Genomic DNA, 12,030 nt, shown 5'->3' with positions numbered 1-12,030 from the left:
GGGAGTGCTGGGAGCTGCGGTCGGGAGCCGGTGTGGGTCCGTTGCGGTTCGGGATGTCTCCAGCCGAGGTCGCCCAGGCACTTTTGGTCCCTGGACCGCAGGAGAGGGTTGGCGGTCGGTATGCACAGGAGGACTTCCCGGATGGGGTGAAAGCGTTCTACGACGCGGGCAAGCTCGCCTGTGTTGCACTGGATGCGGTCACCGGTCCGCAGGTCTTCCTGTCTGGCTTCCCACTGGCGGGAAGCGATCCAGAGCAGGGCCAGCAGTTCCTGCTGGACCACGCTGCTGAGCATGGGAACTGTCTGCTCTACACGCCTGATGACTCGCTTTCCCTGACCGATCTCGGGGTTCTTCTGCGCTCGCAGCAGGTCGGGGCAGCACGCCTGACCCGTCCGCTCTTCGTGAAGGAGGAGTGGCTGGAGTCGCAGTACTTCCGAGACCACCTTCCGCTGGAGGGCGCCTCAGGCTGAGCGCTCGACCTGGCGAACTGACGCCAGACCCTCCGTGCAAGTCGCGAGGAGATGCCGCGGGTCTTGTACTCGACGATCTCGGTCGGCAAGGTGTCCGGGTGCGTGCTGATCTTGTTCCGGACGACCTGTGGAATCGGGTGGCCCCGTTGCTGCCACCCCCTCCCGAACGACGCCACCGGCATCCCGGGCGGTTGCGTGTTCCTGACCGGACAGCACTCGCCGGCGTCCTGTTCGTGCTGCGGACCGGCGTCGCCTGGCGAGACGTCCCGGCGGAGACTGTCGGCTGTTCCGGCGTGACGGCCTGGCGCCGGCTGCGGGACTGGACCGAGGCAGGGGTCTGGCCACGCCTGCACGCCGCCCTGCTGACTGAGCTTCGCCGCGCCGACCTGCTGGACCTGGACGACTGCTCCGCGGACGGATCACACGTCCGCGCCCTCAAAGGGGGGACCACGTCGGCCCCTCACCCGTCGACCGCGCCCGCCCCGGCTCCAAACACCACCTGATTGTCGACCGCCACGGAACCCCACTCGCCGTGAAGCTCACTGGTGGCAACCGACACGACGTCACCCAGCTCCTGCCCCTGCTCGACGCCGTCCCGCCGATCCGGGGACTGCGGGGACGCCCGCGCCACAAACCTCGACGCCTGTACGCGGACCGGGGCTACGACTTCGACAAGTACCGCCGCCTGCTGTGGAAACGTGGCATCAGGCCCCTGATCGCCCGACGGGGTGTCGCTCATGGCTCCGGACTGGGCAAGGTGCGCTGGGTCGTCGAGCGCGCCTTCGCCTGGCTGCACCAGTTCAAACGGCTCCGCACCCGCTACGAACGGCGCGCCGATCTACATCAGGGCCTGCTCGAACTGGCCTGCAGCCTCATATGCCTCCGCCGCCTTCGGACCTCATTCTGAAACGAGCAGTAAGCCGCCTCCGCCTCGTAGTGCATCTGCGCCCGGTCCAGCACGTCATCCGGGTCCAGGCCGCGTGCGGATGTCCAGTGCAGCAAGTCGGCGATCAGCTCGATCGCCGACTCCTCCAGCGCCGCCTCGCGCTGCCGCCCTCCCGCGCCCGCCCCGCCGCAGCCCTGGTAGTTCTCCAGCGCCGCCACCGCACGACCCACACGACGGCACGCGGTCTCGGCCCCCAGCTCGATCTCACACCACACCACCTTGCCGAGCGCTGTGACGACGGTCCCCCAGTCCACAGTCATCGCTGCGAGCATGTGGAGGCCTCGGCCGCACTCCGCGCTCAAGTCGGCAGCGCGCGGCGCGGGAAGTGATCGGCTCTTGTCATGCATCTCGACGCGTAGCCGCTCGCCCTTCCACTCCAGGATCAGCGTCGCCGATGTGCCCTCACCAACGTGCTTGATGACGTTCGTCGCCAGCTCCGTGACAACGAGTTGGGCCTCATCGCCGATCGAGGGCACACCCCACTGGCCGAGCTGCGCGACGGCGCTTCTCCGCAGCAGCCGTACCTCCGCCGGCAGCGCCTCAAAGGGCAGAACGCAGCGGTGCTGAATATCCCTGGTGTCGATACCGGGCATGAGGATGCTCCCTCCCGCGCCACGCGCATGCTGCGCCACGCCGTGTCCGAACGGCTGCATTGCGTAGCTGTCCGCTACTGAGAATGACACAGAGAAATCTCACGGTGTAACTTCTCACCAGCCTCGAACGGGTGAATCCCGCACCGAGCCAGGTCGACGCTGCCTAGCCTGTTCAGGCCCGAGCGGCCGTCCGGGCCACGTGCCAGAGGAGTCCCATGCCCGTAAGGACCACCACACGCCGTCGCCAACTGGGCGCGATGTTGCGCAAGTTGCGTGCCCGGAAGGGGATGACCCTCGAGGAAGCCGGGGCGTTGGTCGGCGTGTCGAAGGCCACGGTCAGCCGGTATGAGACGCAGGCGGGACCGGTGAAGTGGATCGTCGTGGACGCGCTGTGCCGTGAGTACGGCGCCACGGACGCCGAACGGGAGGCCGTGGTGCGCCTGGCCAAGGACGCCAGGCAGCAGGGCTGGTGGAGCTCCTTCGCCGACTCCATCCCGGAGAGCATGAACCTCTTGCTCACCCTTGAGGACGAGGCCGTACGCGAGGACCACTTCTCCTGCGTCTACGTCCCTGGCCTTCTCCAGACGCGCGCCTACAGCACCGCTCTGCAGAGGGCCAACGAGATCCCGCTGGAGCCGGCCGAGATCGAGCGGCTGGTGGACATCCGTATGAAGCGGCAGGAGATCCTCGCGCGCCCGAAGCCGCCCCGCCTGTGGGCGATCCTCGACGAGTCCGTGATCCGCCGGGTCGTGGGATCGCCGGGGACCATGAGGGAGCAGCTCGGGCGACTTCTCGAAGTCAACGAGTCACCGCACATCACACTCCAGGTGCTGCCGTTCTCAAACGGCGCTCATGGCGCCGCCCTTGGCAGCTTTGTGATCATCGGCGGTACGGAGTCAGCCCTTGACGTGGTCTATGTGGACTTCCACACCGGCTCGCTCTTCCTGGAGAAGGACGAAGAGCTGGAGCGATACAGACTTGCGTTCGAGTACCTTCGCGCACAAGCGTTGGACATGGAGGCTTCCTCCGCCCTGATCCACCGCGCACGCAAGGAGCTGTAGATGCCCGCCTGTCTTCCCGCCCCTCCCGAGCTCGCATGGTTCAAGTCGTCTTACAGCGGCGCGAACACGACCGAGTGCGTGGAGTGCGCGCACGTCACGCACGGCGTGCTCATACGTGATTCCAAGGACGCGGACGGCTCTGTCGTCTCCGTCAAAACCGGTGCTTGGCGTTTCTTCGTGGAGGGATTGAGGCAGGCACATCCGACCGTGTCCGCGTAACGATCCCGAGCCGCTTAGACGTCATTTCACTTGGCCAGTCTGCGGTGGCATATGAGGGCCGCGGCGATGGCGAGCTCACCCGGGATCCGTAGCTCCCCGTTTCTCTCCGGAGCCGACGTGTCCCCCGCCGGACACAGGTCGCACTCGCGGACTCCCAGGCAAGAGGGCTTCGTCGGACCGGGGGCGCGGAGCCGGTCGCTGACTCATGACCCGGTCAACAGCGGTGGCCGCGCGGGCATTTCACCGACGTCGGGAGCATCGGTTCGGATCCTTGTTTGTCGTCGAGCGGCAGGATCCGGGGCGGGGACTCGGCGATACCGTGGGTGGGGCGAACGCCGATCTCCGGTGGGAGGGGCATGTGGGGGCTGGGAGCGGCAGCGGCAGTGGTCGGGTGATCCGTACGTACCGGCTGCCGCTCGCGCAGTTGCTGTTCGTGACCCTCGTGCTCGGGCTGCCCGGTCTGCCTCTGGCGGGGACGATCGTGCCGGAGGACGACCTGCCGGTGACGTTCAGGGCGGGGATGCTCGTGCTGATGGGCTGGGTGTATCTCGGCATCGTCCGGTTCTGGCGGGCGGCGACCATCGTCCACGAGGACCACATCGCCGTACGGCGATTGTTCCGGACCCGCAGGACCGCGTGGTCCGACGTGCTGGGCATCGGTATCGAGGACGATCCGTCTCGTCCAGGACGATGCTGCTCGACCGCGAGGGCCGGATGTTCGCCCTGCCGGGAGGAGTCGGGGCACAGCCCGCCGAGGTGCGCGCCATCAAGGACGTATGGGTGCGGTCCCGTGGCGAAGGCTGGACGGCCCCGGCCGAAGGGTTCGTGTCGGCGGCCCGGCGCCGCGCCTCGGCTCGCGCCTCGGCGATGGTGTCGGCCGTCTTCCTGACCGTCGGCTCGTTCCTTGGGCTGTTGCTGGTCGGGTTCGTCCTGGGGGACGTGTGGGACTGGGACGACAAGGGGGTTCCCGTGCTGTTCCAGGGGATCGGCTTCGTGCCGGTCGTGGTGTTCACCGTCGTGTACCAGGTCGCTGTCCGCCGCATCGACCGCCGGGACACCGCCGATATGCCCTGACCCGGCCGGCGTCGTCCGACGTCCTCTCGGGCCGCTCCCGTCCGTTCACCAGCAGGGCCGGCGCACCAGCCGGCCCCAGCCCGAGCGTTCCACCGGCTGGACCGGCATCTCGGCGGGCTTCGCCGCTTTCATCCGCTCCGGTGCCGGCATCCACGTATGCGTGCGGCAGCGGCCAGTACGCCGGACGGTGCGGCGTCGGGGCCCGTCTCCGCACGGAGGGTTCACGGTACCGCCGCAACCGGACGACCACGCGGCGCGTCCGGTCGTGGTGGGACCGACGACCGAGTACCCCGACCGACACCCCGACCGCATGCCCTCGACCGAGGAAAGGTGACACCGTGCCGCCCACTCCCCTGGATCCCACTGAACAGGCCGACGTCTGCGCCGAGATCGGCGGTGTCCTGGCCGGCGGGCTCCCCGAAGGCTGGGCGAAGGCGACGCTCCGGTGGTCGGATCTGGTCTCCAGCGGCTCGATGGCCTCCCTGGCGGTCATGGACGCGGACGGCGGCAGTCTCACCGCCGCGGGCATCCCGAAGGGCATCGACGACCTGTGCCGCCGGCTGCGGGCGGGGATGTACAGCGAGGCCCTCGGCACCTGGTACACGCTGACCTACACCCTGGTCCCGGAGCGGTACTCGGCCGACTACGACTACGACCACGAGCCGGAGGCACCGTCCTTCACGCCCGAACACTACGCCCGGGACCTGACGTACTTCCCCCGCGCGGAGGAGCACGTCCCCGACTGGCTACGGCGGAAGCTGGACGGCCTGCCCAACGTCTACGGGGCCGTGTACCGGCGCTTCGACGCGGGCGGCGACGGCGGCCCCACGCCCTCGCTGGGCGAGGTCGCCGACACGCTGGCCGAAGCGGGGTGGGACACGCGGCCGGACGACCGTTTCCGCGGAGAGCTCGCCTTCTCCACCGACTGGGCCCGGCTCGGCACGCTCTCCGACCCCCACCTCATCCGCTTCTCCGGTCAGGTGGAGCCGGAGCGGTGGGAGGAACTGCACGCCCTGCTCAACGGGTTCGGGTGGAACGTGGGGATGTCGTGCTACGCACCCCGGGGCGGAGACGTCGTACGGGAATTCCCGCCGCCGCGTGGAACCGACGGCTGACACCGAGTCGAGCCCTGCCGTACATCCCTTCCGTACATCCCTTCAACGCGCTTCTTCAGCGGTGCCGCTCCAGGGTGAGTACGGCTTTGGCGACACCGAATGAGGGGCGCGGTCAGACCTGCGCCTGGCCTCCGTCGACGAACCAGTCGACGCCGTTGACGAAGCTGGAAGCGTCCGAGGCCAGGAACGTCGCCACGGCGGCGATCTCCTCCGGGCGGCCGATCCTGCCGAGCGGCACCTCCGAGGCGAACTGGTGGAGGTCCGGGCCTACGATGCCGATCAGGCCCGGGGTCTCCGTCGGGCCGGGGCTCAGCACGTTCACCCGGAAGTTCCGCTCCCGCGCGCTGAGCGCCCAGCTGCGCACCAGGTTGCGCAGCGCTGCCTTCGACGCCCCGTAGACCTCCAGGCTCGGTCCGGGGCGGAGGGTGCTGGTCGATCCTGTCACCATGATCGAGGCGCCGTCCGACAGCAGGGGCAGCGCCTTCTGCACGGTGAAGATCGTGCCCTTCACGTTCGTGCCGAAGGTGGCGTCGACGGCTTCTTCTGTGATGTCACCGAGACGCTGAGGGACACCGCTGCCGGCGTTGGCCACCAGCACGTCGATGCGGCCCGCCTCCTCGCGCACGACCGAGTAGAGGTCGTCGAGGTCCGCCTGTACCGAGACGTCGGCTCTCACAGCGGTGGCCGCCGGCCCGATCTCAGCGACGGCCGCGTCGAGCGGCTCCTGACGGCGACCGGCCAGGAACACCCGCGCCCCCTCCGCGGCGAACCGCCTGGCGATGGCGAGCCCAATGCCGCTGCCCGCTCCGGTGACCACCGCCACCTTGCCTGCGAGTACTTCCGTCATGACGCGTCCACTCCTCAATTCTTGACTGGTTCGTCCGTAACGCTAAACCGTTATGGACGAACCAGTCAAGAACGGTAGGCTGTGCCCATGGCACGACCCAGGAAGTTCGACGAGCAGCAGGTACTGGACACTGCCCGGGAGCGGTTCTGGTCGGGTGGGTACGCCGCCACGCGCATGGACGACATCGCCGAGGCAACGGGACTCGGCAAAGGCAGCCTGTACGGCGCGTTCGGCTGCAAGCAGGAGCTGTTCCACCGTGTGTTCGACGACTACTGCGGCTCCGTCGTCGATGCCGTGAGCCGGCAGCTGCGCGGCGACGACGCGGACGCCTACGCACGACTGTCCGCCCACGTGTACGCGATGGCGGCGGCGACTGCCGCGGACACCGCCCGCCGCGGATGCCTGTTGGCCAAGGGTGCCGCCGAGCTGGCCGAACACGACGAGACGGTGGCCAAGCGGGCGCGCGCGACCATCGACGCACTGCAGGCGCTGCTGGAGGACGACATCGCAGCCTGCCGGCGCAATGGCGATATCGCCGCGGACGCGGATCCGGGAAAGCTGGCCGCACTGATGCTCGCCGTACTGCGCGGCATCGAAGCGCTGGGCAAGGCCGGAGCGAGCGAGGAGACGCTGACCGATATAGCGCGGACAGCCCTCGCCGTACTGCCCCGACCCGCTCACTGAAGAAGCTCAATGATGATCGGATGGACGCCACCCGATGCACGGTGTCCACCCGATATCCACATAATCGGCCGTACGACATCCTACGTAGATGCTTGTACGCAGTTCCTCGAATGGCCTCGCCCGGGATTACCCGTACGCCACAGAAAAGCCGGCCTCTCGGTAGGCGTACCTCTTCCGGAGGAACAGTCCGAAACAAGCCCTTCTCAGTAAAGGGCCCCTCTGCCAAACTGGCTCGGCCGGGCAACAGGACAAGAGGGGGCGCCGTGGAACCGCTGGCTCTGACCATTGCCGTCCTGCTCGCCAAGGGCGCCGTCGAGCACACCGGTGCCCTCGCCGGTGGAGCGATCTACAACGTGGTCGGCAGGCTGATGACGCTGGTGGGGAAGCGGTTCACCGGTGACCCCGATGCTTCCCGGGCACTGGATGCGGCCCGCCGGCATCCCGAGGATCCACGCGAGGTGACCACGTTGGCCTCTCACCTCGAACGCCATCTGCAGTCGGACGGCGCATTCGCCAAGGCCTTGCAGGACGTACTGGACACCACGAAAGACGATCCAGAGGCCCAGCGCGTCGTGATGACGGTCCAGGACCATGCTTCCATCGGTAAAGTGGCCACTTTCGGCTCGGTCAAGGGCGATGTGAGTTTCTGAGGCGAGTCATATGAGGAAGGCCGAGCCACCGGCTGGACTTCCCCCGGCACAGCACGTGGCCGTGAGCGGGGAAGCGAACATCGAAAAAGTCACGGTCATTGGTTCGGTATACGGCTCCGTAACTCTTGAAGAAGGCCCCGGCGGACGTACGCACGACAGACGCGATTCGCTGGCTTTCGGAGACGTCAGGGACACGATGGAGCGACGGTCTTTTCTACGAGCCATTGGGGCGGGCGTGGGGATCCCGCTCACCGACGGCACCATCGAGGCGGTCGCACTCACCCGTAGCCGCACGGAACAGTACTTGTCGGCCGGCGGTCCGGCCCGGGGGGTCTTCGACGCGTGGGAGGAGGCCGTCCACGGCCACGCCCTGCGGTACGCGTCCGCTCCCCCGCTCGCCTATCTGCGGGAGCTGCTGTCCGACTTCATCGACCTCCAGGAGTTGCTCGAGGCCTGCCGCCTGCCCGACGCGCAGAAGAGGGCGCTGCGGCTCATGGGGAGACTGAGCGCCATGGTGGCGGTGGTCGTGGACGACCTCGGGCGTCCGGCCGAGTCCAGGAAGTGGATGCACCTCGCCCGGCGGCTGGCCCTGGAGATCCGCGACCGTGAGCTGCGCGCCTGGACGTTCGCGCGTGCGGGCTTCATCGCCCTGCACTACGCGGCCTCCCTCCAGGAAGCGTCCCGGCTGGCGCAGGCCGCCGTCGACACCGCTCCCCGCCGATCGCCGGCGGCGACCGTCATGGGCCACACGGTGAAGTCCCGCGCCCGCGCCGCCCTCGGCGACCAGCGGGGCGTACTGCGGTCGTTGGACCTGGCGGAGCAGGCTCACGACACCGCACCACCGCACGAGCACCTCGGCCTGTTCGACTGGACCGTCCAGCAGGCCGCCCTCAGCCGCGGTGTCGCCCTGACCACCCTCGGGCTGACCGGCCCGGCCCTGTCCGCGCAGGCAGCGGCGCTCGCGCTGTTCGACCCGTCCGAGTGGCTCGATCCCCAGCTGGTGCGGCTCAACCAGGCCGCGCTCCTCGTGCGCCGTGTCGATGTCGAGGAGGGCTGCCGCCTCGTCGGGTCGGTCCTGCGGGACGTTCCGGCGGAGCACCGCAGTCCGCTGCTCGCCTCATGGGCGGACGACGTGATCCGCGCCATCCCCTCGTCGATGATCGCGACCTCGGAAGCACAGCACCTCCTGGAGGTCCGACACCACTTCACCCCCCACGGGAGACCCGAGTGACCAGGATCGTGCTGCTGGACGACTGCGACCTCAGTGACGCCCAGATCGCCAGGCTGCGGCGCATGGGAGAGGTCGAGGTGCACACGACCGCTCCCGCCGGGGCGGAGGAGATCAGGCGTCGCCTGAGCGGTGCCGAGGTCGCCGTGCTCGGCTGGACCTCCCTGGACGCCGCGCTCCTGCGGCAGCTCCCGGAGCTGCGGATGATCTCGGTCTGGGCCACCGGGCACGACTACGTGGACGTGCGCGCCGCCGCCCGGCTCGGCATCACCGTGACGAACGTCCCCGCCTACGCCGGGTCGGCGGTGTCCGAGCTCGCCCTCGGCCTGATGCTGGCGCTCTGCCGCAACATCGCCCGCGGCAGTCGGAGAGTGCGCGGCGGCACCCTGTCCTGGCAGGGCCTCGGCGGCACCGAACTCGGCGGCCGCACGCTGGGGATCATCGGTGTCGGGGACATCGGCAGCCGTCTCGCCGGGCTCGGCGCCGCGCTGGGCATGCGCGTGCTCGCGTACGCCAGGAACATGTCGGACGAGCGGGCGGGGCGGCTCGGAGTCGAGTTCCGGCCGATGCCCGACCTGCTGCGCGAGGCCGACTTCGTCTCCCTGCACCTGCCGCTCACCCCGGGGACCCACGGGCTGCTCGGCGAGAAGGAGCTGTCGATGATGAAGCCGGGAGCGTTCCTGATCAACACCGCCCGCGCCGCCCTCGTCGACCAGGACGCTCTCCACGACGCGCTGACGAACGGCCGGCTGGCGGGCGCGGGCCTCGACGACCTGGACCCCGAGCGCGGCGACATCACGGCTCTGGACAACGTGGTGGCCACGCCCCACATCGGCTTCTACACGGACACCGCGCTGGCCCGGAAGGGCGACATCTGCGTCGGCAACGTCGAGGCGTTCCTGAGCGGACGGGCGGAGAACGTGGTGGCGGGACCCCGAGGCCCCGGTCCGGACCCTTTCGTGGGACCTTTCGTGGGACATTCCATGGGACATTCCATGGGACATTCCATGGGACATTCCGCGGGACAGGGAGACTGATCGGGCGGTACGTCACCTCGACGGGGTATCCCCCCGCGCCCCACGGGCCACGCGGATGGCGACCGGCATCCTCGTCCGAGATCCTGCTGCCGACAGCGCCCGCATGCGCCCGCATCGCGCCCGAACCAGCATCGGAAACGGGGTAATCATCGTGCCCACCCGTCGCGCCACCCTGCTCGCCGCGGTCGCCGCCGCCCTGGCCGCCGCCACGCCGGCGCACGCCGCGGGGCGGGGCACCGGCTCCGCCGCGTCCCGGTCGGCAACGCCGGGCTCACGGGAGGCGGGCGCACCATCCGTCCGGCTGACGCTCCCCGCCCCGGGCGGACCCCATGTCCTGGGCACGGTGTCGCTGCGGCTGGTCGACACGTCACGCCCTGATCCATGGGTGCCCGGCCGCCCGTACCGGGAGCTGATGGTCGACGTGCGCTACCCGGCACGGCCCGGCGTCACCCGCGCACACCCGCGCGCCCCGCACATGCGGTCCGGCGCGGCAGCGGCGTTCGCCGCGCTGAACAACCTCGGCGAGGTGCCGGCGGACCGGGTCGACTGGGCCGCCACCCTGACCCACGCCCACGAGGGCGCCCCCGCGGACCTGCGCGGGGGGCCGTACCCGGTCGTGCTGTACTCGCCCGGCGTCCTCGACCCGCGCACCTTCGGCACCACCCTGACCGACGATCTCGCCTCGCGCGGACACATGGTCGTCACCGTGGACCACACGTACGACGCGACAGCCGTGGAGTTCCCCGGTGACCGCGTGGAGCACACCGTTCTCCCGGCGCGCTTGGAGGCGACGGGCGGGGACGAGGAACGGATCAGGGCGCTGCTCGAACAGACCGTGCAGGCGCGGGTGGCGGATCTCCGCTTCGTGCTCGACGCGCTGCCCTCCGCCCTGCCGAAGGAGCTTCGCCGTGTGGCGGACCTGTCCCGTACGGGGATGTTCGGCCACTCGGCCGGCGGGTTCGCCGCCCTGCAGACGATGCACGACGACCGCCGGCTCCGGGCAGCCGCCGACCTCGACGGTGTGCTCGCGTACGTCCAGGAGCCCGGCGACCCCGGCCACTACTCGACCGTGGCGCGAAACGGCCTGGACCGCCCGTTCCTCCTGATGGGCAAGGACGGCAACGACCTCGCCACCGTGCCCTCCTGGGGCGCACTCGCCCGCAACAGCGGCGCGTGGCACCGCTGCGTGACGCTGCCCGGCTCCGCGCACGGCACGTACTCCGACGCTGTGGCGGTGCTCCCCCGGATCGCCCGCGCCCTGGACCTTCCGCGCGGCGTGGTCACCGCCGTCATCGGAACGATCAGCCCCGCCCGGGCCGTCGTCACCCAGCGCGACCACCTGGCCGCGTTCTTCGCCCGCTCGCTGCGTGATCCCGTATCACCCGCCGCGCCATGACGCTCCGGGAGTCGGTCCCGGGTACGGGTGTCCGACCTCAGCACCCGGCCTCGGGTGCGGCGAGGCGCTCTTCACCGGGTTCCGCGCAGTCGAAGGTGACCTGGGACTGCCTGATCGACGGCATCGGCGCACCCTGCCAAGGGGTTCTGCCGCTCGCTCACGGGACCGCGCGGGTGATGCGGGCCACCGCCTCGCGGGTCAGTGCGCGGTCGGGCGGGTGGTCGTCCATGGCCCGGTGCAGGGTCAGGCCCTCGATGAGGGCGTCCAGCTGACGGGCCGTGGGCGGGGAGAAGTGCTGTTCCAGGAGGTCGCGGCTGCGGCGCATCCACGTGCGGCAGAGGACCCGGTACTGCTCGTGGCGGGCGGCCAGGGTGTAGAGCTCCTGGGTGAGGACCAGATCGCGGTTGGGGCCCTCGGAGAGGGTGTGGATGAGGTCGGTGACCGCCTCCCGGGCCTCGTCGGGGGTGGTGGCTCCGCCGAGGTGCTGTTCGAAGAGGGTCACGTAGTGGTCGGCGTGGCCGGTGAAGGCCTCGCGCAGCAGGTCGTCGATGCCGGTGAAGTGGTACGTCATCGAGCCCAGGGGGACCTGGGCGCGCGCGGCGATCTTGCGGTGGGAGACGCCGGCCACGCCCTCCTCGACGATCAGGTCGAGCGTGGCGGCGAGGATGCGGGCGCGGCGGTGCGGGTCCGTGTGTCCGGTGGCCATGGCG

At 69.7% G+C, this 12,030-nt stretch carries 14 protein-coding genes and 1 pseudogene; 12 read left to right on the top strand and 3 right to left on the bottom strand.

Annotation, left to right across the window (positions count from 1 at the left end; translation table 11 throughout):
- The first annotated feature begins 146 nt into the window (after nucleotides 1-146).
- The gene (locus FHX78_RS21410) at nucleotides 147-470 is read left to right on the top strand and encodes a hypothetical protein (RefSeq protein WP_229924249.1); all 324 of its coding nucleotides are present in this window, start codon (nucleotides 147-149) and stop codon (nucleotides 468-470) included.
- Nucleotides 471-568: 98 nt separating this feature from the next.
- A protein-coding gene (locus FHX78_RS21405) for an IS5 family transposase (protein ID WP_145869040.1) occupies nucleotides 569-1,377 on the top strand; the annotation gives its coding sequence in 2 pieces (ribosomal slippage) (nucleotides 569-908 and nucleotides 908-1,377; 810 coding nt in all).
- Here the strand turns inward: FHX78_RS21405 and FHX78_RS21400 are convergent.
- Nucleotides 1,314-2,009 carry an ATP-binding protein gene (locus FHX78_RS21400; protein WP_145869039.1) on the bottom strand — a complete coding sequence of 232 codons (696 nt, stop codon included), beginning with the start codon at nucleotides 2,007-2,009 and terminating at the stop codon, nucleotides 1,314-1,316. The two genes, FHX78_RS21405 and FHX78_RS21400, sit on opposite strands and share 64 nt — an antisense overlap.
- A 215-nt stretch (nucleotides 2,010-2,224) precedes the next feature.
- Here FHX78_RS21400 and FHX78_RS21395 point away from each other — a divergent pair, with 215 nt between their 5' ends.
- The 5 genes and pseudogenes from FHX78_RS21395 (at nucleotide 2,225) to FHX78_RS21375 (ending at nucleotide 5,478) form a co-directional block, all read left to right on the top strand.
- Nucleotides 2,225-3,070, top strand: coding sequence for a helix-turn-helix domain-containing protein (locus tag FHX78_RS21395; protein ID WP_145869038.1), 846 nt, complete (start codon nucleotides 2,225-2,227; stop codon nucleotides 3,068-3,070).
- Entirely contained in the window at nucleotides 3,071-3,289 is a 219-nt protein-coding gene (locus FHX78_RS21390; RefSeq protein WP_145869037.1) for a DUF397 domain-containing protein, read from the top strand.
- Between the two features lie 205 nt (nucleotides 3,290-3,494).
- Nucleotides 3,495-3,944, top strand: a pseudogene (locus tag FHX78_RS38180) (PH domain-containing protein); the annotation flags it as partial.
- A gap of 35 nt (nucleotides 3,945-3,979) precedes the next feature.
- On the top strand, nucleotides 3,980-4,363 hold the full coding sequence (locus FHX78_RS37550) for a hypothetical protein (protein WP_229924175.1): 384 nt from the start codon (nucleotides 3,980-3,982) through the stop codon (nucleotides 4,361-4,363).
- Nucleotides 4,364-4,701: 338 nt separating this feature from the next.
- Nucleotides 4,702-5,478, top strand: coding sequence for a hypothetical protein (locus FHX78_RS21375; protein ID WP_145869034.1), 777 nt, complete (start codon nucleotides 4,702-4,704; stop codon nucleotides 5,476-5,478).
- Between the two features lie 112 nt (nucleotides 5,479-5,590).
- Here FHX78_RS21375 and FHX78_RS21370 read toward each other — a convergent pair whose 3' ends face one another.
- Nucleotides 5,591-6,325 carry an SDR family NAD(P)-dependent oxidoreductase gene (locus FHX78_RS21370; RefSeq protein ID WP_145869033.1) on the bottom strand — a complete coding sequence of 245 codons (735 nt, stop codon included), beginning with the start codon at nucleotides 6,323-6,325 and terminating at the stop codon, nucleotides 5,591-5,593.
- An 87-nt stretch (nucleotides 6,326-6,412) separates the two neighbouring features.
- Between FHX78_RS21370 and FHX78_RS21365 the strand changes: the two genes are divergently transcribed.
- The 5 genes from FHX78_RS21365 (at nucleotide 6,413) to FHX78_RS21345 (ending at nucleotide 11,320) form a co-directional block, all read left to right on the top strand.
- Entirely contained in the window at nucleotides 6,413-7,009 is a 597-nt protein-coding gene (locus tag FHX78_RS21365; RefSeq protein ID WP_145869032.1) for a TetR/AcrR family transcriptional regulator, read from the top strand.
- Between the two features lie 263 nt (nucleotides 7,010-7,272).
- Nucleotides 7,273-7,659, top strand: coding sequence for a hypothetical protein (locus FHX78_RS21360; RefSeq protein WP_145869031.1), 387 nt, complete (start codon nucleotides 7,273-7,275; stop codon nucleotides 7,657-7,659).
- A 10-nt stretch (nucleotides 7,660-7,669) separates the two neighbouring features.
- Entirely contained in the window at nucleotides 7,670-8,890 is a 1,221-nt protein-coding gene (locus tag FHX78_RS21355) for an NsdA family TPR-like regulatory protein (RefSeq protein ID WP_483025208.1), read from the top strand.
- Entirely contained in the window at nucleotides 8,887-9,924 is a 1,038-nt protein-coding gene (locus FHX78_RS21350) for a 2-hydroxyacid dehydrogenase (protein WP_167531814.1), read from the top strand. Before FHX78_RS21355 ends, FHX78_RS21350 begins: the two co-directional genes overlap by 4 nt.
- 151 nt (nucleotides 9,925-10,075) lie before the next feature.
- Nucleotides 10,076-11,320 carry an alpha/beta hydrolase gene (locus FHX78_RS21345; RefSeq protein ID WP_145869028.1) on the top strand — a complete coding sequence of 415 codons (1,245 nt, stop codon included), beginning with the start codon at nucleotides 10,076-10,078 and terminating at the stop codon, nucleotides 11,318-11,320.
- Nucleotides 11,321-11,477: 157 nt separating this feature from the next.
- On the opposite strand, the gene FHX78_RS21340 is transcribed toward FHX78_RS21345, so the two are convergent.
- Nucleotides 11,478-12,026 (bottom strand): TetR/AcrR family transcriptional regulator, encoded by a 549-nt coding sequence (locus FHX78_RS21340; RefSeq protein WP_145869027.1) that lies wholly within the window; start codon nucleotides 12,024-12,026, stop codon nucleotides 11,478-11,480.
- Nucleotides 12,027-12,030: the final 4 nt, after the last annotated feature.

The sequence above is a fragment of the Streptomyces capillispiralis genome (genome assembly GCF_007829875.1).
GTDB classification, from domain to species: Bacteria; Actinomycetota; Actinomycetes; order Streptomycetales; family Streptomycetaceae; genus Streptomyces; species Streptomyces capillispiralis.
This window is presented reverse-complemented; position numbering and strand designations above follow the sequence as displayed.